This window comes from Nocardia sp. CA-107356 (genome assembly GCF_050946365.1).
Classification (GTDB): Bacteria; Actinomycetota; Actinomycetes; order Mycobacteriales; family Mycobacteriaceae; genus Nocardia.
In genome coordinates, this window is record NZ_CP191992.1 from 6,621,851 (window position 1) to 6,642,089 (window position 20,239).

Genomic DNA, 20,239 nt, shown 5'->3' on the forward strand with positions numbered 1-20,239 from the left:
GTTCGCACATTCCCGCCCAGCGGACGTTTCAGCCGCTTCGAAACCGCCCGGGCTTTCGGAGAGTCGACCTGGGTGGCCCGCGGGGTCAGCAGGTGGCGATGATTGCCGAGCCATGACCGAAGAGGCCTTGATTCACCGCAATACCTGCGCGGGCGTTGTCCACTTGGCGGCCCTCGGCCCGGCCGCGCAACTGCCACGTGAGCTCGCAGACCTGGGCGATTGCCTGTGCGGGTATCGCCTCACCGAAACAGGCCAGACCACCACTGGGGTTCACCGGCACACGTCCGCCCAATGTCGTTGCGCCGCTGCGCAATAGTTCTTCCGCGCCGCCTGTCTCGCAAAGCCCGATATCCTCGTACCAGTCCAACTCCAGCGCGGTGGAGAGGTCATAGACTTCCGCGAAGGACAGGTCGGCCGGCCCGAGCCCGGCCTCTTCGTACGCGGCGTACGCAACGGCGGAACGGAACGCGCGCGGCGGAGCCTCGACGGCCATGGCGGAGTCCGTCGCGAAATCCGGCAGGTCGAGGACGGTTTTCGGGAAAGTCGGCGTGACCGTCGACAGGGCCCGGATGCGGACCGGGTCGGTGATGCCGTGGCGGCGGGCGTACTCCACCGATGTCAGCACCAGTGCGGCACCGCCGTCACTGGTCGCGCAGATGTCCAGCAGGCGCAGCGGGTCCGAGACGATCGCCGAGGCGGCGACCTCCTCGACCGAAACCTCCTTGCGATAGCGGGCATACGGGTTGTTCAGGCCGTGCCTGGCATTCTTCACCTTGACCGCGGCGAAATCGTCGAGCGTGGCACCGTGCAGCGCCATCCGCCGGCGGGCATACAGCGCGAAATAGATGGGGTTCGTAGCGCCGAGCAGGTGGAAACGCAACCAATCCGGATCGTCGCGGCGCTCACCGCCGACCGGTTGGAAGAAGCCCTTCGGGGTGGTGTCCGCGCCGACCACCAGCGCCACGTCACACAATCCGGCCAGAATCTGGGCACGTGCGTTGGCGATGGCCTGGGCACCGGAGGCGCAGGCGGCGTAGCTGCTCGAGATCTGCGCACCCGACCAGCCCAGCGCCTGGGCGAACGTCGCGCCCGAGACGAAACCGGGGTATCCGTTGCGGATCGTGTCCGCGCCGGCGATATAGCCGACGTCGCGGTGGTCCACCCCGGCATCGGCCAGCGCCGCGCGCGCCGCGACCAGCCCGTATTCGACGAAATTGCGCCCCCACTTGCCCCACTGGTGCATGCCCGCACCGAGGACGGCGACATCGCGATTATTCGTGTCGGTCATCGACCGGCCTCCACATCCACACCGTGTGCTCCGCTTCCTCGTCTTCGTACAGCACGCCGAGGGTCAGCTCGACCGGCATGCCGACGGCCAGGTCATCCACCGTGAGGCCGCGCACCACCTGCCCGAGGATCACCATCTGCTCGACCTCGAGCTCCACCGCCGCAACGACATACGGCTCGAACGGATCGGGCGAGACATAGGGCGGGGGCGGCTTGTACCGGGCGTCCGCATACGACCAGATCCGGCCACGGGTGGAAAACAGGTACTCGACCAGCTCGGAGCCGTCTTTCGGACCTGTGCACTGCGGGTTCCGACAGGCCAGCGTGTTCCGCGGGAAATACGGCGTGCCGCAGACAGTACAGCTGCTTCCCTTCAGACGCACCGTGCCGTCGTCCGCAGTGAACCAGCCAGCCACGGCGGGGCGTTGTTCTTTCTGCACAAGCCCGACGGTATAGGAACACGTTCTACTTTGGGGCGGAAATCCGCTCCACCGGTGCGCGGGCGCAGGTACGGTGAGTGCGGATTGAGGATGCGATGACTTCCTCGAGTCGATCTGGAGTACCACAACACGATGGGCACCAAAGCCATTGAACCGCAGTCGATCCGCAACGTCACGATCATCGGGGACCCCGATGACACGACACGAGTTGTCCACGGCCTGTTCCGCCGTTTCGCCGAGACCGGGTCCGGCACGGCGGCCACGGTCCATTGGGTGACGGGCCACGTCGATCACACGATTCGTATCGCCGAACTATCGAGCCACGCGCCCATCGCAGCCCTGGAGCGGTCCATCCGAGTAGCCGATGGGGTAATCGCGGTCGTGAACGCTGCCGTGCAGAGCGCCCCGCGACTCGAGACGATACTGCGGGTTGCCGACGACCACCAGGTCGCACGGCTGTGCCTGGTGACCGGACTCGATCATCCCGCCGCCGACTTCGACCGCTGCGTCCGCACGATCGCCGACACGCACGGGGCCGTGCCGTTGACGCTGCAGATTCCTCACGGCATCGGCACCGAGTTCGAAGGTGTCATCGATCTGGTACCGATGTGGGCACTCGAACCGATGGCCGTCGAGTTCTACGGGAGCCATTGGAAAGTCGCCGAGGAGTGGTACCGCAAGCTCGTGGCCACGGTGATGGAACAGGTTGCCGCAGATTCGGACGACATCCTCGGTCTGCGAGAGATCCCACCCGAACAGTTGCACGACCGCGTCCGCTGCCTCACGCGAATCGGCGACGCTGCGCCCATCCTGTGCGATGTGACGCCATGGAGTGACATAGCCCCGCTCCTGGACGCCATAGTCCGGTATCTGCCGTCTCCCATGCAGGTCTGTCAACCGGAACACGCCCTCGACTATTGACGGACGCCGCCAAAGGCGTGGGAGAAATACGATAGTGGACCCTGCCGGGTCTCCCGATATGCCGGGGCGATGCAGAGCCTCCCCCTCGGCGGCACGTCCATCGCGTTCCGGTATCCAGGACGCGACTGAATGTCGAGCCGGGCGTCAGCTAGCCTGAGCAGGAGAAGATGGCGACGACGTCAGCCAAGTCCGCTCAGGTTGGATCCATCGAAACGTATGACTTCCTCCACGAACACCCAGAATTTGCTGGCGGCATGCCGAGCTGAAATCCCAGCACTCACCAGCCGGTTGATGGTCGCGATTTTCACCGATAACCCGGAATGGACGGACTATTCCCCGGTGACGCGCGCCGACTTGCAGGAAGGCTGTCGGCGCTACCTGACCCGGGTCCTGGATCTGCTCGGCAGCAACAGCGCTCTGCCGGAAAGCGACGACGTCGCCGCGAGTATCGGCATCCAGCGCGCACAGCAGGGCGTGCCACTGGAGGTGATGCTTCGGACATTCCGGCTCGGTGGTCGGATTCTGTGGGACGCCTTGCTGAGCAACGCCGACGACATCGGCCCTGCAGAGTTCCGCGAAGTCGGACCAGCGCTGTGGGCCGTGATCGACGGACTGTCATCATCGCTGGTCACCTCTTATCGCAGAACAGAACTCGAACAGGTCCGTCGCGACGAACGCCACCGCCATGCCTTGATCGAGGATCTGCTGACGGGCCGGGCACACGACACCAACTTCGCCGCCCGCGCCGCACGTGAGTTGAATCTCCCGGTTGAGGGCACCTACGTCGTCGTCACCGCACACGGCAACACGCCAACACTGCGTATCGGTACCGATACAGCGTTGGCGGCCTTGGGGATTCGATCCGTATGGCACGACCGGGTCAACACGACCGTCGGGCTGGTATCTATCGGAAAACAGCGCATCACCACTGTCCTGCAACATCTTCGGCAACAGGTTTGCGGGCCGGCCGCCGCGTCACCCCCGGTGCAAGGACTGGCACAGGTCGATACCGCCCATGCGCTGGCGCTCGTCGCACTCGAAACGCTACCTACCGATACCCAAGGATTGGTGTCGCTGGACGAGCGTTACCCGGAGGCACTACTGGTGCGCTCACCCGACCTGACCGAGATGCTCGTGAGTGACACACTCGGCCCGGTACTGGATCTGCACGCCAACGAACGCGACATACTGCTGCAGACTCTCACGATCTGGCTCGCCCAGAACCGGTCGGCTGCCAATGCGGCACCACTGCTGAACTGTCACCGCAACACTGTGATCAATCGGCTCCAGCGCATCTCGACCCTGCTCGATCGCTCCCTGGAAGGACAGCGTTCTTACGTGGAGCTGTCCTTGGCACTGGCTGCGCTCAGGCTGCGAAAACCACGCGATTGAGCCCATCAGATGACCTCACCATTGGGTAGATGAGCTCATCTTTAGGGCCCGTTGGGCTGAGCGCACATTCTCGCAGCCGGATCTCTGGGCTTCGAGATGATTGTTTGTGAAATCCAGTACGCCGAGACTCGATTGTGACGACCCACGCTGAAACAGAGCCGGGTCGAATTCGTCGAGTTGAGGAGCACCACGAGTGCCGGATTTCGATCTGTTGGTTATCGGGGGCGGTCCTGGCGGCTATGTGGCCGCCATCCGTGCGGCACAGCGCGGCCTGCGGGTCGGTTTGGTGGAGAAGGAGCGCCCGGGTGGGGTGTGCCTGAACTGGGGTTGTATCCCGACCAAGGCGATGCTGCGTTCGGCGGAGGTCTTCCAGACCGTCACCGCCGCAGCTGATTTCGGTGTGTACGCCGACAATGTGCGCTTCGACTTCGCCGCGGTGCGGCAGCGTAAGGACGGCATCGTCAAGGAACTCACCGATGGTGTCGCAGGCCTACTGAAGGCCAACGGCGTGACTGTGATCGAAGGGCATGCGCGGTTCACCGGACCCAACACCGTCGAGGTGCACGAGGTCGGCCCGTCGCCGATCTTCCCCGGCGGCCCGCGGTACGCAGCCGCACCAGCCGCGGCGGTCCGGCAGGTCAGCGCCGGGGAGGTCATCATCGCGACCGGTTCGGTGCCTGCGCGGCTGCCGATTCCGGGTGCGGAGTTGCCCGGCGTGGTCACCTCCGACGGCGCGTTCGGGCTGAGCGAGGTACCCGGGCGGCTGGTCGTCATCGGCGGCAGCGCGGTCGGGGCCGAATGGGCCAGCCTGTTCGCCGCATTCGGCAGTGAGGTCACTGTCGTCGAGATGCAGGATCGCCTGGTTCCGTTGGAGGACAAGGAGATCGGTGCGGCGCTGGGTCGCTCCTTCCGCAACCACGGTATCGCGGTGCTGACCGGTGCGACGGTCACTTCCATCGCGGCGGGTGATCGGCTGCGTGTCACGGTCGGCGGGCCGCAGGCGTGCGATCTGGATGCCGACGTCGTGCTGGTCGGGGTGGGCCGTCGGCCCAATACCGCCGACCTCGGGCTGGAGACCGCCGGGATCACCACGGACGCACGAGGTTTCATTACTGTCGATGATCAGTTGCGCACCGACGTGGAGCATGTGTACGCCATCGGTGATGTCACCGGCCGGGCGCTGCTCGCCCACGTCGCCTCACATCAGGGCCTGGTCGCCGCCGATGTGATCGCCGGGCACGACGCGCATATCGACTACACGGTGATTCCGGCCGCGACCTTCACCCATCCGGAGATCGCGAGCGTCGGCCTCACCGAGGATGCCGCCCGTGCCACCGGGCACGAGGTGATCACCGCCAAGTTCCCGTTCGCCGCGCTGGGCCGGGCCAAGACCTACGGCGATAGCGAGGGCTTCGTGAAGATCGTTGCCGGGCAACGGCATCAGGAAGTGCTCGGCGTGCACATCATCGGCCCTTCGGCCAGCGACCTGATCGCCGAAGGCGCACTGGCGATTTCGCTGGAGGCGACGCTCGACGAGCTCGCCGACACCATCCACGCCCACCCCACCCTCGGCGAGATCGGCATGGAGACGGCCTTGGCCGGGCTCGGACTGCCGGTACACATCGCGCCGCGCAAGCGTTGAGGAGTCCGAACATGACCACAACCACCGCACCGCGCAAGACCACCCGGAAGTCGACCAAGGCCACCGAGCCCGACCGAACCGCCGAGAACCGCTTCTCCACCGAGGATCCCCGGACACTGCGCGGCTTCTACCGCGACATGCTGTTCGTGCGGCGCTTCGAGGAGCGCACCGCTCAGAGCTACCAGCAGGCCAAAATCGGCGGCTACTGCCACCTCAATCTCGGCGAGGAGGCCACCGTCGTCGGCCTCGGCGCGGCCATGCGTCCCACCGATTATCTGTTCACCAACTACCGCGAGCACGGCTACGCCCTGGCCAAGGGCATCGAGCCCGGCCGGGTCATGGCCGAGCTGTACGGCCGCTCCACCGGCACCTCCAAGGGCTGGGGCGGTTCGATGCACATGTACGACACCGCCACCCGGCTGCTGGGTGGTTACGCCATTGTGGGCGGCCAGGTTCCGCTCGCGATCGGCGCGGCACTGGCCATCGACTACCGTGGCGGAGACGACGTAGTGGTCTGCCAGATGGGTGAGGGCACCACCAATATCGGCGCGTTTCACGAGTCGCTCAATATCGCGACGCTGTGGCGGCTGCCGGTGCTTTTTCTGGTGATCAACAACCAGACCGGCATGGGCACCACCGTCGAAAAGTCCTCGGCCGAACCGGATCTGTGGAAGCGCGCCGCCGCCTACCGCATGCGCGGCGAGCGGGTGGACGGCACCGATGTGCTGGCCGTGCGGGATATGGCGAGCGAACTCATCGAAGCCGCACGGCGCGAAGGGAAACCGGCTCTGCTGGAGGCGGTCAGCTACCGGCTCAAGGGCCATTCGGTGGTCGACCCGGCGAAGTACCGCAGCAATGACGCGGTAGCGACGGCCCGTGAGCACGATCCGATCGTGCTGTGGCATGCCAGATTGGTCGAGGCGGGCGTGCTGACCGAAGAGTCGGCCGCCGCCATCGAACACGAGGTAGCCGAAACTGTCGCCGCCGCTGTCGAATTCGCCGACTCCAGCCCGCATCCGGAGCCGTCGAGCCTGTTCGACTACAACTACGCCACCCCGGTGCCCGGTGACTCCCGACGCCTGCCCGCCGATCCGCTCTTCACCGCCTGAGGACTCACTGTGCCTGTCATGACCTATCGCGAAGCGCTGCGCGAAACCCTCCGCCAGGAGATGCGGCGCGACGACGATGTCTTCCTGATCGGGGAAGAGATCGGCGTCTTCGAAGGCTCCTACAAAATCACCGCTGGCCTGCTGGCCGAATTCGGTGAGAAGCGGGTGCGCGACACCCCCATTGCCGAAGAGGGATTCGTCGGTGCGGCCATCGGTGCGGCCATGCTCGGCCTACGCCCGGTGGTGGAGATCATGACCATCAACTTCTCGCTGCTGGCGCTGGATCAGATCGTCAATCATGCCGCCAAGATCTATGGCATGTTCGGCGGGCAGACCAGCGTGCCCATGGTCATCCGCACCCCAGGCGGCGGCGGTCAGCAGCTGGGCGCGACGCATTCGCAGAACATCGAGCTGTACTACGCGTTCGTCCCCGGATTGAAAGTGGTCGCCCCGAGCACCCCGGCCGACGCTCGGGCGCTGCTCAAAGCGGCGATCGAGGATGACGACCCGGTGCTGTTCCTGGAGAATCTGTCGCTGTACAACACCAAGGGCGAAGTGCCCGAAGATCTTCCGGCCGCACAGATCGGTAAGGCCGCGGTCACCCGGGAGGGCACCGACATCACGCTGATCGGCTATTCCCGCATGGCCACGATATGCACCCAGGTCGCCGAAAAGCTGGCCGCCGAGGGCATTTCCGCAGAGGTGATCGACCTGCGCAGCCTGCGTCCGCTGGATCGCGACACCCTGATCAAGTCGGTCGAGAAGACCGGGTGTGCGGTCATCGGCGAGGACGACTGGCTCACCTACGGCATCGGCGCCGAGGTGGCCGCGTCCATCTCCGACGGCGCGTTCGACTACCTCGACGCTCCCGTGCGCCGCGTCGCCATGGCCGAGGTGCCACTCCCCTACGCCAAACCGTTGGAAGCACTCGCCCTGCCGTCCGCCGACTCCTTGTACACCGCCGCCGTGGAAACCCTTGCGGCCGTTGGCCGACGGCGCTGAGACCCGGGAACCCAGAGGACAGAACATTGCCAGATATCATCATGCCCAGGCTCTCGGACACCATGGAGGACGGCGTCGTCTCGGCCTGGCTCAAACAGGTCGGCGATAAGGTCACCCGCGGCGAGGTGCTCGCCGAGATCGAGACCGACAAGGCGCTCATGGAACTCGAGGCCTACGACGACGGCATCCTCGAGCAGATCATCGCCGAACCGGGTGCCCGCATCCCGATCGGCGAGTTGATCGCGATCGTCGGTGACGGGACCGGTACGGCAGCCCAGGCCGCCGCACAGCCAACTACTGCGCCCACAACCACTGCCGTCGAAACGACAACACCGGCGACAGCCCTACCGCCCCGCGAAACCAATGAAGCGTCCAACAAGTCGGGATCCACGACAACGACGAGCGTTCAGCAATCCGGCGACCGGAAGAAGTCCTCGCCGCTGGCCCGTAAGATCGCCCGCGAGATCGGCGTCGACATCACCGCAGTCATCGGCACTGGCCCCGGCGGCAGAATCACTCGCCATGACGTCGAAGCGGCGCACAGGAACGCCGAAACCCCCCACACCTTCGGCGCGTCATCCGAGGTGGCCGGTTCCGCGGCGGCCGTGACCTCCACTCCCGCTACCGCAGGACCGGTTTCAGGTGACTACGAGGAAGTACCGCTCACCAGCATTCAGCGAGTCTCGGCCACACGTCTGACGGAAAGCAAGCAGCAGGCCCCGCACATTTACCTCACCAGCGCGATCGATGTGACCGATCTGTTCGCATTCCGCACACAGATCAACCAGAGCCTGGAAGCGGCGGGAGAGGGCAAGGTCAGCATCAACGACCTGCTGGTCAAGGCCGTCGCTACCACGCTGCGCAGAGACCCATCGGTCAACGTGAGTTTCGCCGGAGACAAACTCCTGCGCCACAACGGTATTCACCTCGGCATCGCCGTCGCGACCCCGGCTGGCCTGCTGGTCCCGGTCATCCGCGACGCCGACCGCAAGAGCGTCTCCGAAATCGCAGCCGACAGTCGCGATAAGGCGGTGCGCGCCCGCGATAGGAAGCTCCGCGCCGACGAGATGTCGGGCGGCACCTTCACCATCTCCAACCTGGGCATGTTCGGCATAGAACAATTCACCGCGGTCATCAATCCACCCGAATCCGCCATCCTCGCCGTCGGTGCCGCCAGGGAAGAACTACGTCTCAACGAAGATCACGTCACCGCACGACAGGTCCTCAGAGTCACCTTGTCGGCCGACCACCGCGCCATCGACGGCGCGGTCGCGGCACAGTTCCTGTCGCAGCTGAAGGAACTCCTCGAACATCCCCTGCGCATCGTGACGTAGTCCAACCACCGGCCCGCGCGTCGTAGTCGTCGTTCGATCCAGACGAAAAGTAGCTTCACTCGGGCGGTGGCGAGAGTGATGCGATTGGCGCGGGCGGGTGGTAGCCCGTCGAGGATGATTCGGGCCCCAGCTTCTCTATCATGCAGTCGGCACTACTAGGGCTGGTCGGTGTGCTGTCGGCGGTCATGAGGTCATGTCGGTCGGGTTGATGGCGAGCACACAGGCAACGGGCGGGTCGAGGTCGAGGGTTTTGACCCGGAGCTGGGTGAAGCCGGCGTGGGTGAGCATGTCCTGGAGCTCTTCGGCAGCTCGGACTGTGGTCTCCCGGGTAGCGCCGGGGCAGCGGGGCTGGCTGACGAGCGCGATGCGTCCTGCGGGACGGAGCAGGCCGCGCAGCTCGCGAAGCCGCTCCACCGGGTCGGGCCAGAACCCCACGGAGTTGACGGCGAGGATGGCATCGAGCGGATCGCCGAAACTCGGCAACTGCTCCACCGAGGCGTGCGTGAGATGCACGCGGCCGACACGGACGGCGGCGGCATTGCGGCGGGAGGCATGTCGGACCATGGCTTGGGAGTGGTCGATGCCGAAGATGTGCCCCTGGGTGGCGCGGCCGGCGAACTCGGCGATGGCGACGCCGGGACCGAAGCCGATCTCGAGTACCCGGTCGGTGGGCTGCACCTCCAGCAACGACACCGCCCAGATGTTGCGCCGACGGTTGGAGGGCCGAAGAGCGAACATCCAGCCGTTCGCCCACCCGACGACGCCCCGAGGGTGATGGGCCTGGCGCACCAAATATCTGATCGCGCGTTGCTCGAGAGCTGTAGCTGTTGTCTGCATAATCGCCAGTCAACGGCTTCAAGTATGCTTGAAGTCAAATGAGTGAGCAGTTGACGATCGGCGAGCTGGCGAGCCGCACCGGTGTCGCCACCTCTGCGCTGCGCTACTGGGAGGAGCTCGGCCTGCTACCGGCACCGGCCCGGATCTCGGGTCAACGGCGTTATCCGCCATCGGCGGTCGGGCTGGTCGGTGTGATCTTGGCGCTGCGGAATGTCGGTTTCACGTTGCGGGAGGTCAAAGCGTTCATCGCGTCTCGCTCGCTGACTGACGACGGTTGGCGGCGGCTGTATCAACGCAAGCTCACCGAGCTGGACCAACGGATTGCCCAGGCACTGGCGGCACGCACCGCCATCGCCCATGGTCTGGCCTGCCCGCACAAGGACATCGTCGAGTGCCCCAACTTCACCAGCGGGGTCGAGGCGCTCCTGGCGGGATGTTCTCTCGAAGAGGCTCACTCGCAGGTTCATTCGCACTGACCTCGCCATCGAAATAGGCGGTCTTGCTGCTGGCACGTGAGCTCATGGTTGTGATTCGTCCGGTGTGTGTCGGACGGCGGGCGGTGTTGTTCGGGTCACACCGACTTGAACTTGACACCGATGTCATCGAATAGCTTCGGATCGTCCTCGAGCCGACCGCCGGACGAGGACGTGAAGGAGGAATCCACGATGAGCACAGTCTTGGGATACCGGAATTTCGGTGCGGCCGACGTCCAGGAGTTCTTCGAGCGGCCGGATCCGTCGCCCGGTCCCACCGAGGTCCTGATCCGCGTCGCGGCCGCGGGAGTGAACCCGCTCGATCACCTGCTGCGGTCGGGGCAGATTCGCGACTTGAATGGCCACGTGCCCTTTCCTCGGGTCATGGGGATGGAGGCGGCAGGGACGGTGCTCGCGGTGGGGGACGACGTGACCGGCTTGGCCGTCGGTGACCGGGTCACCGGGTTCGCGCTGACCGGGGCGGGCACGTATGCGGGAACGACGCTGCTGCTCGGCGAGTCCACGGCGCGTATCCCCGACACGCTGCCGTGGACCTGGGCGGCGACCATCCCCGTCGCCGGCACCACCGCGCTGGACGTGCTCGACCAGCTCGCCCTGCCCGCCGGGGCCACGCTGCTGGTGAACGGGATCGGCGGTGGAGTCGGCATTGCGCTGGCCCAGCTCGCGCAGGACCGGGACCTGGCCGTGGTCGGCACGGGCAGCACGGCCAAACGGGATCTCGCTATGGCGACCGGTGCGACCTTCGTCGACTACACCGCAGGTGACGTTGTGGAACGGCTCCGCGCGCACGCCCCGGACGGGTTCGATGCCGTGGTCGACAACGTCGGCGGCGAGTCCCTGCGCGACATCGCGCCACTGGCGAAGAAGCCGGACACGCTCGTCGCCGTCGGGGACCCGTCGGTGACCGAGCTCGGGGGGTTGATGGTCCACCGCCGCCTCGACAGAGCAAGCCTCGAACGTGTTGCCGAGCTGATGGCCACCCAGCGGCTCGATCCGCACATCACCCAGACCTACCCGCTCGCGCGGGCGCAGGAGGCACTGGCAGTCGTCGAATCCCGCGGCGCCACAGGCAAGCTCGTCATCGACATGAGTCTCTGACCGCGTTCCGGTCGGAGTCACCCTGGCGCACGCTGAGCCGGTGCCGGGTGTTCACCTCGATCAGCTCGTCGAGGGCGTCTCTGGCCTCGACGAGCCGGGTGATGTCGGCGGTCAGCCGGTTGCGTTCCCCGACCATCGTGGTGAAAGCATCCTCGGCGACGTCCACATCGTCGCTGTCCACGCACGGCAGCAACCGGGCGATCACCTTGCTGCTCAGGCCCGCGTTGAACAACTGCCGGACGACTCGGACTCGCGCTACCTCCGCCATCATGTAGAGCCGCTGTCCACCGACGGATCGAGAGCTGTGCAGCAGACCCTGCTGCTCGTAGTATCGCAGCGAGCGGGCGCTGACCCCTGTCCGCCGAGCCAGTTCACCAATCCGCATTCTCGAAGCAAGAGATGTCGTGGTCACGAAGCGCCCGTCCCGCGCACTGACAGGTATCGCACTCCGCCAGCTTAGACCATGGCTCATGTCGTTGATTTCGTCAGTTTCTTGTAGCAGGTCAATGCTGCAGCAAGAGTGAAGAAGCCGAGGAAGTGTGTGGCCTTGCGGTCGTAGCGGATGTTGAGCCGGTGGTAGCCGGTCAACCAGGAAATCGTTCGCTCTATGACCACCTGTGGCGGCCGAGACGTTCGGACGATTCGATTCTCTTGCGGGCGATGCGGACGCGATGCCGCCGAAATCCCCACGGACAGAGGGATTCCCGCACGTTCGGACAGCACGTGGATCTTCGAGCCGGTCTTGCCGCGGTCCACCGGGCTCGGCTCGGTCCCATGGCTGTTCGTGTGGTGTGGCGATCAGCTTCCGAAGGTGTACCGACACTTCGCCGGCCGGGCGTACGCGGTCGAGATCCAGCGGTCCCCGCTCGACCCGACTACCGGTAGCAGTAGGAGTCGGAGGAGGCGTCGCCGCCCTGGAGGCGCACCTGGTGCACCCGCAGACCTCGAAAGTCCTCGTCGTGCGGGAAGAACGACTCATCAATGGTCATTCCGCCGTCGGGATCGGTGTGCATCACGGCCATCCAGGCGCCAACCCCTTCCGGGTAGAACTGGTCGTCCCACGTGCTGTAGAGCGAGTTGGTGAGGTAGACCCGCTGACCGTTACGGAGCCGCTCCGTTGGCGCGGCAGCCGCATCCGCTGCGCTCCGATAGAAGGTCGGGTCCATGTCTGAGTGATTCATTTCCAGCCTCCTTCATGTCGATGGGCGGAAACCCACGCACTTCGCCCGATCCGGCGGTTCCGAGGAAGGCCCCACCCGCCGATCGCGTGCCGTAATAGCGCGGGCAGACAGTAACCAGTCTCGGCCTTTCGACATGGATCCACCAGCTACCACCAGTGCGGCGGCAGAGCGTGTGGTGGGGCGCAGACGTATTCCGGGGTCATGAGGCCGGTGTCTCGTCTTTCGCGCCGAGATGGCCGTTGTCCGGGTGGACAATGGGAGGATGCACCCGCACGGGATGCTGCCCGGCTCGGGAAAGGGTCTGAGCAGAGCCGAACTGCTGGCCGCGATATCGCTTGCGATCGACCTCGGTCTGGGTCAGCCGATGGAGCACATGCTTCGGTCGTCCTTGATCGCGACACGGATCGCCGAGCGGATGGGGCTCGACCTGCAACAGCGAGCGACCGTGTACTACGCCAATCTGGTCGGGTGGATCGGTTGTCACGCCGACTCCCACGAACTCTCGGCGCTCTTCGGTGACGACATCGCCTTCCGGGCCGACACCTACGCGGTGGACATGACCGGCCTGCCGTATCTGCGGCTGATGATGAGTCATGTTGGACGCGGATTGCCAGGCTGGCAGCGCGGCATCCGTGCCACTGCCTTTCTGGTCACGGCTCGCAGCCAGGTCGCCACACTGATCCAGTCGCATTGCAGTTCCGCCGGGATTCTCTCCGATCGGATGGGCTTGGACGGGCAGGTCGGAAAGGCGCTGGCCTACGCCTTCGAGCGCTGGGACGGCCGGGGGTTGCCCAACGGTTCTCGCGGAGAGGACATCCCGGTCGAGATCCACATCGCTCACGTCGCAGACGTCGTAGAGGTGCACCTGCGGACGGGTGGGCTCGAGCACGCGAAGGATGTTCTCCGTGCTCGGCGCGGCAGTCAGTTCAGCCCAGCCGTGGCGGCGGTGTTCGATCGTGACGCGGCGGCGATCGTGGACGGGTTGCTCGAAATCGACGTCTGGACAACTGCGTTGGCCCAAGCACCGGATCGTGACCGAACCCTGACGGCCGAGGAGAGCGACGAGTTGCTCGAGGCCATGGCTGATTTCGTCGATCTCAAATCTCCGTTCACTCTGGGGCATTCACGTGGCGTCGCGAATCTGGTGGCCGGGGCAGCCCGACACCTGGGCATGTCGCCGTCGGACATCACGCAGCTCTACCGTGCCGGCCTAGTGCACGGCCTCGGCAAAATGGGAGTGTCCAACCAGATCTGGGAGAAGAAGGGGCCGCTCACTACGGCTGAATGGGAACGGGTACGGATGTATCCGGATCTGACCGGCCGGATACTGAGCCGAGTCAACGGCTTGGAGTCGGTGGTGCCCGTCGCGATGAAGCACCGGGAACGGATCGACGGGTCCGGCTTTCCCCGGGGGATCGCCGGCGCGGAGTTGACCGCGCAGGACCGGCTGCTTGCCACGGCGGAGGCTTATCAGCGACTGCTCGAGCCGCGTCCCGACCGGCCGCCGCTCGATCCTCGCGGCGCTGCCGACCAGTTACGAAAGCAGGCGCGCGCCGGACGCTTCGACGCCGAGTCGGCTGCGGCCGTGCTTGCGGTGGCCGGTCCGCGGATATCGCGGCGGACGCCATGGCCGGCCGGGCTGACCGACCGCGAGGTGGAGATCCTGCGACTCGTCGCGCAGGGCCGGTCGAACCGAGAAATCGCCGCCGAACTGTTCATCGCCGAGAAAACGGCACGCAACCACGTTGAACGTGTCTACGCCAAGCTCGGCGTCAACAACCGCACGCAGGCCAGTCTCGCCGCGATCGATCGGGGTCTGGCGGGCTTCCCGGTCAATCCCGGTGCCGTTTCGGCCCCCCGGCACTCGTACTGACAGGCCGGTCCGGACGTCAGGCTGTGCACTCGGAGTACGGAACATCGTTGGTGCCGCACGCCCGGGTCCCGCCGACATCTGTTCAGACATCTGGCGGGACCGACAGCGCGAGGCCTTCATCGCCGGGATGCGCCGGGCCGGGACCGCCGGTCCAAGACCCACACCGTGGCCAGCATGAGGCCAACGGCAAACGAGGCGAGCGCGATGAGACTGGCGCCGGTGCCGCCGTGGAAGGTGTCGCCGTAGGCGGACATGGCGGGCAGCGTGGCGGTGTACCGGTCGAGATCCAGGTCGCGACCGAGCGCTTCGAATGCGTGGCGGTTGGATAGGCCGAGACTCATCAGTCGTCCCGGGAGGGCCATCTCGTCAACGGGGACTATGGCGCCACCGAACAGAACCTGAGGGAAGCAGAGCATCGGCAGGGCGAGGGCGGCCTGCGCGGCGTTGGAGACCGCGGCCGAGGCGAGCAATCCGAGGGCCAGTGCCGAGGTCGCCTCGATCACAATCGTCACGAACAGGAAGGCGGACACGTCCCATCCAACGGCGGGGAGCCGACCGAGCGCCCGCAGCACACCGAGGAGCACCGCGCTCACCCCAGCCAGCACCGGAAGCAGCGCTGTCACCTTGGATGCCACGTAGGCGCCCACGCTCAGCCCGGCCAGGCGCTCCCGCCGGAAGACGGCCATCTCGCCGACGATCTGGAGCAGGCCGTAGGTAAGGCCGAAGAAGAAGCCTGCGAATGCGATCCAGAACACGATCTGGGCCGGGCCGAGGTCGGCTCCGCTACGCGGATCGAACGCGCCGCGCTTGAACAGCGTCGCCATCATCGCGGTGACCAGCACCGGTGAGCCGAGCAGGACCGCCAGGGTCAGCCGGTTGCGAAGGAGAACATCGACATTGCGTCGTGTAAGAAGCCACCATTGCCGGACCGGGCCCGTGCGCTGGACGTCTGAACGGGTGGCAGGGATGGGCAGTAGAGCCGAGCCAGGCCGGGCTTTCGACGTCCCACCACTGTCCGCGAATCGCTCCGCCCAGATCTGCGGGGTGTACTCACGGGCCAGCCGGTCGTACACCTCCTCGAGATCCTGCACGCCGAAGTAGCGCCGAGCCTCGGTCGGGCTGCCGGTGAAGGCCAGGTGGCCGTCGCGCGCCAGGAATACCACACGGTCACACCGGTCGATACCGGCCGGCTCATGCGTCGTGAGGACGACTGTGACCCCGCGCCGGCTGAGTCGGCGCAGCAGGCGCATCACATCGGCTGCGGTCGACGGATCGAGCCCGGAGGTGGGTTCGTCGAGGAAGAAAAGGTGTGGCCGGGTCAGTAGCTCCACGGCGATACTGGCCCGCTTGCGCTGGCCGCCGGAGAGCGCACGGACCGGCACCTCGGCCCGATCAGCCAGGTCGAGGTCGTGCATGGTCTCTTCGACTACCCGGTCCGCCTCGGCCGCCGATGTGCCTGCGGGCAGCCGTAGCCGCGCCGCGTAGCGCAGCGTGCGGCGCAGGGACATCTCGACGTGGATGATGTCCTCCTGGGGCACGTAGCCGATACGGGAATCGGCGCTGACTCGGGCACCGCGAACGATGCCGTCATGTCGAACCTCCCCGGCAGACGGTGGTTGCAGTCCCGCGAGGATCTCCAGCAATGTAGTCTTTCCTGCTCCACTGCCGCCGGCAATGGCGACCAACTCGCCTGGTTCGACCGATAACGACAGCTCCTGGAGAATCTGCCGCACCCCGATATGCCGGCTTACGTCGACTGCATCGACCCGCCCGCCGCCCGGCACTGCAGGTGCATGATCTGAAGTGCGTGTACCGAACTGCTCGACGATCGGTGGTTCGAATGTCGATTCGGTCATGACCGGTGATCTCTGTGATTCCTGAACTCGATTTGTCATGCCCTGATCATCGGTCCGCCGCCTCCGTGGTCGCATGAGGCGTTTGCCTCAAATCGCGCCCACCAGGAATCGGTCGCCGCGCCGGGCAGCGGGGCCCTCGTCCGAGCTACAGCTGCGGGGCGGACGGCCCCTCACCGGGCACCCACGGACCGAGTCCACACCAGAATCCTCGGGAAGCCTCCAATCCCGCTCGAACACAACGTAATCCGAACTCCGACACCACACCCCCACCACCGCACCCCGGTGCGAATCTCGGCGTGCAAAGCCCGTGCGAACTGACGGTTCAAGTCCCTCTCGCGCATTCTGTGCCGCTGGGCGCGCGGTCGGCTGGCTGCTCCTGATCGCTTGTCCGACCGGGGCAACCGGCTGGACCGCAAGGCACCACATACCGATGAGCGTGAGCGGCGCCGCGATTGCCGCGGAAGCCTCCTTGACAGGTCCCCTTGCCATTGCACTGTTTGGTGATAGTTTTTCTGTATGGTCGGCTAGATCTCATACCCGCTGCGTATCGAGGGAGATGTCGTGTCAAGGGCCGGAAACGTCACCGCTGCAAGGGTTTGCGGGGGAATTCTCGGTACTCTCGCGTGTCTGGTCGGGGTGAGCACCGCGCACGCCGATGATGGACCCGGCCCGTTACTGGTCGGTGACACAGCGTATTTCGCTATGGGCAGTTGGAACTGCTCGATCGGTGCGGACGGCACAGTGGGCTGCGACCTCACAGTCCCGGCCCCGTCCATGAATGTGCTGTATGCCGGAATGCAGGTGTCGGTGCCGAATGTGCCGGCCATCATCATCGACTCGACCATGTCGCCGGCACATCCTCAGTGGAACTCCAACGGCAGTCACACTGTGCCAGGCGGAAATCCGCCGCTGCCTCGCATCGCACCCGCGAATAACCGCGACCCACAGTATTCGATCACATATGCCGGAGCGAATTGCCAGATCACCTATCAAGGTGCGGCAGTGTGCACATCAATGGGGCACGGGTTCAGCCAATGGGGACCAGTGCCGCAAGGCTACTGATCCCCACGAATCACTGGCTACCGATACCAGATACCGGAATCCCAAGCACCGTAGTCCCATACGTTGAAATCGTAGCGACCATGCGCACCCCCGAACAGATAGCCCCACCATCCGGCGGAGGTGTCGCAGATCTGGTCGTCGTGGTTGCACACCGTCAGCACCGGGAAGTCGCCGAACCAGTCGTCGACACCGGCCAGTGGATAACCGACGATCCCACTCCCGGGAGACGACGACAGGCCACCCCAACCAGGCCCGGGGGCCCGCTTGGGATCCGACAGGAGAATAGCGTTGGCATTGCCGACATCCTGGTGGGCGGTGACCCAGGCGTGGACGATGCCCGCGCCCTCGCTGTGTCCGATCAGCCTGATGTGGTCGTCCGGACATTCGCTGCGATGCAGCCAGAACAATCGGTCGAGTTCGTTCAGTCCCGACATCGGGTCGAGCGAATTGTAGCCGACAGGTTGATCCACAAAGGGGATGAACACCGACGAGGTGTTGTCGCCGAGACCGCCGATACCGATGGCCCAGTCGCCAATGCAGTTGTCGGCGTGAGCCTTCGGGCCCATCTCGTTTGTGAAGGAAAGGATGATTGCCAACAGTAATGCGGCGAAGAGCGCCGTTGCTCTACGCATGGTCGTACTTCTTCGTTTATCGTGCCTCCGGGTCCAGCCCGGCTTGTGTCAGGGGGTACCCAGAAGTTGCTCGCGTTCTTGCTTTCTGGCGAAATAGTTACACAGTCCATCGATATATTGGCCGGAACGCAATGTCGGAGGCCATGATCCGCACAGGGGATCCGCCCGCCCGAGCGATACACTTTTCGTTACCCGAGCTTCGATGGTCGAACGTTGCGGGGCATGGTTGCGGGGAACGGTTGTCGCGGTAGGCTTTTGGGACAAGGTATTCGCAAGGCGACCGCTGACCAGCTTTCCGGTAAATCATCCAAGCCTTCGAACCGGGCCGGCTTCCCAGTTCGTTGTACTCACACGTTGGCATGCCTGCCCCTGATACTGGGGATAGTCGGAACCCGAGACAGCTAGTGGTCCGGGGGATTTCCGCCGAACCTCTTTCCCCTGGGCGCGCTCGCTGGCCACCCCGCACCCCGACCCCGAAGTCATGCAGCACGCCCCAGTGATCTTCCGGGCGCGCGGCCTGATCATCATCGTGCTCATCGCCGTCCAGCGCCCTACACCCGCCTGGCCGGAATATTCGCTATCCCCCATTCTCAGGCCGCTGCGGCAACTGCCTCGCCCTGCCTCGTCCCCGTTACGGGTGGATCATCATTCGCCAGGCACGTAATGGACTGCGGTGCACGGTTTCTGGGCGGGCGTCCCGACTTCGGCGAGTCCGGTCACCGGGCGGTTTACTTCACTGTTTCCGCAGGTCGATCTGTGCCTTAGCGCATGTGTCCCCCTCCGGACACAGACAGTACGCCAACACGTGGCCGTGGGTTCGTCTCGGCCGTAACCGCGTGGTCGTCGTGGTTGTAGGTTAGTTTCAGTCCCAGTTCTCGGTATACCTCCAGCTTGTCGCCGGGGTCGGCAGCCTGCAGAATCGCCAGGATTCCACCGAGTGCATCCACCAGTTGACGGATTTCGTCGCGGCTCATTCGTTGGGCAATGGACGGCGTGATTCGTCGCGGCTGTGAGTTGAGCGGCCAGGAGCGCGCGTTCGCGGTGTATGTCGCTGCTCCACGCGCGACCATAGCGGGGTCCGCACCGGCTTCCAGAGCGGCGCGATGTCTGGCAAGTTTGCGGTCGCATTCGGCGATCGATCGGCGTAGTGGGTCCGATGTCGCCGTCGCATCGGGTTGAGCATCGTAGCGGGGATTGCCGAGGATCGCCCGGACAGCACTCTTGGACCAGGCAGCACCCGACCGATGCGAATTGCGCTTGCGGTCGTGAGCCGAGGGCACAGGATCTCGTCGACTGTCAGGCGCTGCGCAATGGCGAAGATGCCTATACCCGAGAGGTGTCATGTAGTCGTCGAGAGGGCCACCGATGGGCTGGCAGATGATCGCGGGCACGAACGGCACCCCTGGCCTGCTCTGCTCTTCGGTCAGCAGCAGCTGGGCTTGGAGCCGGGGTTCGTCGGCACTGCCGGTATCGGCAGCGTAGTGCGCCAGCAGCGAGATCAAGGCGATCAGACGAAGTTCGAGTTGGTCCTGAGCGATCGGGTCGGGCGTTCGCCTCGGAAGCGTTCCGGGGCCGTTCCCATTGGTTCGGCGAGCTGCAACTCATCTCTGCGCCGAAGTACTCGCGGAGCGAGCGTATTCAGCGGGCGTGCCGCCGAGGCCCACGCAGTTCACGCAGGCTCGGCGCGCCGGGCAGCAGATCGGGTAGATCGGGCATTGCTGCCGCGGCAGCCGTGATCGGGGCGATGATCTCCTCATTGCGAACGCGCGCCAGTCGCGCGGCTCCCTGTCCCGCCTCGGTGACCGAACGTGCGAGTTCCCAGCGACTGGTACCGAAGGCTTTCGGCGCGAACTTTACATCCACCAACACACCCGAACCGTCGACTGTGACCTCGACCAGACCATCGGCTGAATTCGTGGTGGATCGCACAGCGGCCAGCTTCTCGCGCACCGCGGTGACGTGCGCGCGTTGTTCGGCGAGGGTGTCGAGGATGTGGTTGATCTGATTGCGCATCCCCTCACCGGCCGAACACGGTCCGTCGCTCTCCCATTGCTCCATCGGTTGCTGTTCTCCTTCGGT

General features: G+C 65.3%; 16 protein-coding genes and 2 pseudogenes. 9 read left to right on the forward strand and 9 right to left on the reverse strand.

Annotation, left to right across the window (positions count from 1 at the left end):
• Nucleotides 1-85 precede the first annotated feature (85 nt).
• Both ACQP1G_RS29855 and ACQP1G_RS29860 read right to left on the reverse strand, forming a co-directional pair.
• Nucleotides 86-1,288: a lipid-transfer protein gene (locus ACQP1G_RS29855; protein ID WP_433192902.1), complete on the reverse strand. Its 1,203-nt coding sequence runs from the start codon at nucleotides 1,286-1,288 to the stop codon at nucleotides 86-88.
• Nucleotides 1,272-1,703, reverse strand: coding sequence for a Zn-ribbon domain-containing OB-fold protein (locus ACQP1G_RS29860; protein WP_433192903.1), 432 nt, complete (start codon nucleotides 1,701-1,703; stop codon nucleotides 1,272-1,274). Before ACQP1G_RS29860 ends, ACQP1G_RS29855 begins: the two co-directional genes overlap by 17 nt.
• A 156-nt stretch (nucleotides 1,704-1,859) precedes the next feature.
• Here ACQP1G_RS29860 and ACQP1G_RS29865 point away from each other — a divergent pair, with 156 nt between their 5' ends.
• The 6 genes from ACQP1G_RS29865 (at nucleotide 1,860) to ACQP1G_RS29890 (ending at nucleotide 9,127) form a co-directional block, all read left to right on the forward strand.
• A complete protein-coding gene (locus ACQP1G_RS29865) occupies nucleotides 1,860-2,648 on the forward strand; it encodes a GTP-binding protein (protein WP_433192904.1) in 789 nt (262 codons plus the stop codon).
• A 216-nt stretch (nucleotides 2,649-2,864) separates the two neighbouring features.
• On the forward strand, nucleotides 2,865-4,040 hold the full coding sequence (locus ACQP1G_RS29870; protein WP_433192905.1) for a PucR family transcriptional regulator: 1,176 nt from the start codon (nucleotides 2,865-2,867) through the stop codon (nucleotides 4,038-4,040).
• A gap of 193 nt (nucleotides 4,041-4,233) precedes the next feature.
• On the forward strand, nucleotides 4,234-5,682 hold the full coding sequence (lpdA, locus tag ACQP1G_RS29875) for a dihydrolipoyl dehydrogenase (protein WP_433192906.1): 1,449 nt from the start codon (nucleotides 4,234-4,236) through the stop codon (nucleotides 5,680-5,682).
• An 11-nt stretch (nucleotides 5,683-5,693) separates the two neighbouring features.
• Nucleotides 5,694-6,791, forward strand: a complete 1,098-nt coding sequence (pdhA, locus tag ACQP1G_RS29880) for a pyruvate dehydrogenase (acetyl-transferring) E1 component subunit alpha (protein ID WP_433192907.1) — start codon at nucleotides 5,694-5,696, stop codon at nucleotides 6,789-6,791.
• 18 nt (nucleotides 6,792-6,809) lie between these two features.
• Nucleotides 6,810-7,793 carry an alpha-ketoacid dehydrogenase subunit beta gene (locus tag ACQP1G_RS29885; protein WP_433192908.1) on the forward strand — a complete coding sequence of 328 codons (984 nt, stop codon included), beginning with the start codon at nucleotides 6,810-6,812 and terminating at the stop codon, nucleotides 7,791-7,793.
• Between the two features lie 41 nt (nucleotides 7,794-7,834).
• Complete coding sequence (locus ACQP1G_RS29890) at nucleotides 7,835-9,127, forward strand: dihydrolipoamide acetyltransferase family protein (protein WP_433192910.1); 1,293 nt, start codon at nucleotides 7,835-7,837, stop codon at nucleotides 9,125-9,127.
• 183 nt (nucleotides 9,128-9,310) lie between these two features.
• Here ACQP1G_RS29890 and ACQP1G_RS29895 read toward each other — a convergent pair whose 3' ends face one another.
• On the reverse strand, nucleotides 9,311-9,820 hold the full coding sequence (locus tag ACQP1G_RS29895) for a class I SAM-dependent methyltransferase (RefSeq protein WP_433192912.1): 510 nt from the start codon (nucleotides 9,818-9,820) through the stop codon (nucleotides 9,311-9,313).
• Nucleotides 9,821-10,002: 182 nt separating this feature from the next.
• Here ACQP1G_RS29895 and ACQP1G_RS29900 point away from each other — a divergent pair, with 182 nt between their 5' ends.
• Together ACQP1G_RS29900 and ACQP1G_RS29905 are read left to right on the forward strand one after the other, a co-directional pair.
• Complete coding sequence (locus ACQP1G_RS29900) at nucleotides 10,003-10,440, forward strand: MerR family transcriptional regulator (RefSeq protein ID WP_433192914.1); 438 nt, start codon at nucleotides 10,003-10,005, stop codon at nucleotides 10,438-10,440.
• Between the two features lie 189 nt (nucleotides 10,441-10,629).
• The gene (locus tag ACQP1G_RS29905; RefSeq protein ID WP_433192915.1) at nucleotides 10,630-11,556 is read left to right on the forward strand and encodes an NADP-dependent oxidoreductase; all 927 of its coding nucleotides are present in this window, start codon (nucleotides 10,630-10,632) and stop codon (nucleotides 11,554-11,556) included.
• On the opposite strand, the gene ACQP1G_RS29910 is transcribed toward ACQP1G_RS29905, so the two are convergent.
• From ACQP1G_RS29910 to ACQP1G_RS29920, 3 genes and pseudogenes are all read right to left on the reverse strand, one after another.
• On the reverse strand, nucleotides 11,537-11,941 hold the full coding sequence (locus tag ACQP1G_RS29910) for a MerR family transcriptional regulator (protein WP_433192916.1): 405 nt from the start codon (nucleotides 11,939-11,941) through the stop codon (nucleotides 11,537-11,539). The genes ACQP1G_RS29905 and ACQP1G_RS29910 overlap by 20 nt on opposite strands.
• An 83-nt stretch (nucleotides 11,942-12,024) precedes the next feature.
• Nucleotides 12,025-12,327: pseudogene (locus ACQP1G_RS29915) on the reverse strand (transposase); the annotation flags it as partial.
• 104 nt (nucleotides 12,328-12,431) lie between these two features.
• Nucleotides 12,432-12,662: pseudogene (locus ACQP1G_RS29920) on the reverse strand (selenium-binding protein SBP56-related protein); the annotation flags it as partial.
• 337 nt (nucleotides 12,663-12,999) lie between these two features.
• On the opposite strand from ACQP1G_RS29920, the gene ACQP1G_RS29925 reads away from it, so the two are divergent.
• Complete coding sequence (locus tag ACQP1G_RS29925) at nucleotides 13,000-14,610, forward strand: HD domain-containing phosphohydrolase (protein ID WP_433192918.1); 1,611 nt, start codon at nucleotides 13,000-13,002, stop codon at nucleotides 14,608-14,610.
• A 116-nt stretch (nucleotides 14,611-14,726) separates the two neighbouring features.
• Here the strand turns inward: ACQP1G_RS29925 and ACQP1G_RS29930 are convergent, their stop codons facing one another.
• The 3 genes from ACQP1G_RS29930 to ACQP1G_RS29940 form a co-directional block, all read right to left on the reverse strand.
• Nucleotides 14,727-16,505: an ATP-binding cassette domain-containing protein gene (locus tag ACQP1G_RS29930; RefSeq protein WP_433192920.1), complete on the reverse strand. Its 1,779-nt coding sequence runs from the start codon at nucleotides 16,503-16,505 to the stop codon at nucleotides 14,727-14,729.
• 1,040 nt (nucleotides 16,506-17,545) lie between these two features.
• Nucleotides 17,546-18,160: a cutinase family protein gene (locus tag ACQP1G_RS29935; protein WP_433192922.1), complete on the reverse strand. Its 615-nt coding sequence runs from the start codon at nucleotides 18,158-18,160 to the stop codon at nucleotides 17,546-17,548.
• A 1,638-nt stretch (nucleotides 18,161-19,798) separates the two neighbouring features.
• Nucleotides 19,799-20,218: a YbaB/EbfC family nucleoid-associated protein gene (locus ACQP1G_RS29940; protein WP_433192924.1), complete on the reverse strand. Its 420-nt coding sequence runs from the start codon at nucleotides 20,216-20,218 to the stop codon at nucleotides 19,799-19,801.
• Nucleotides 20,219-20,239: the final 21 nt, after the last annotated feature.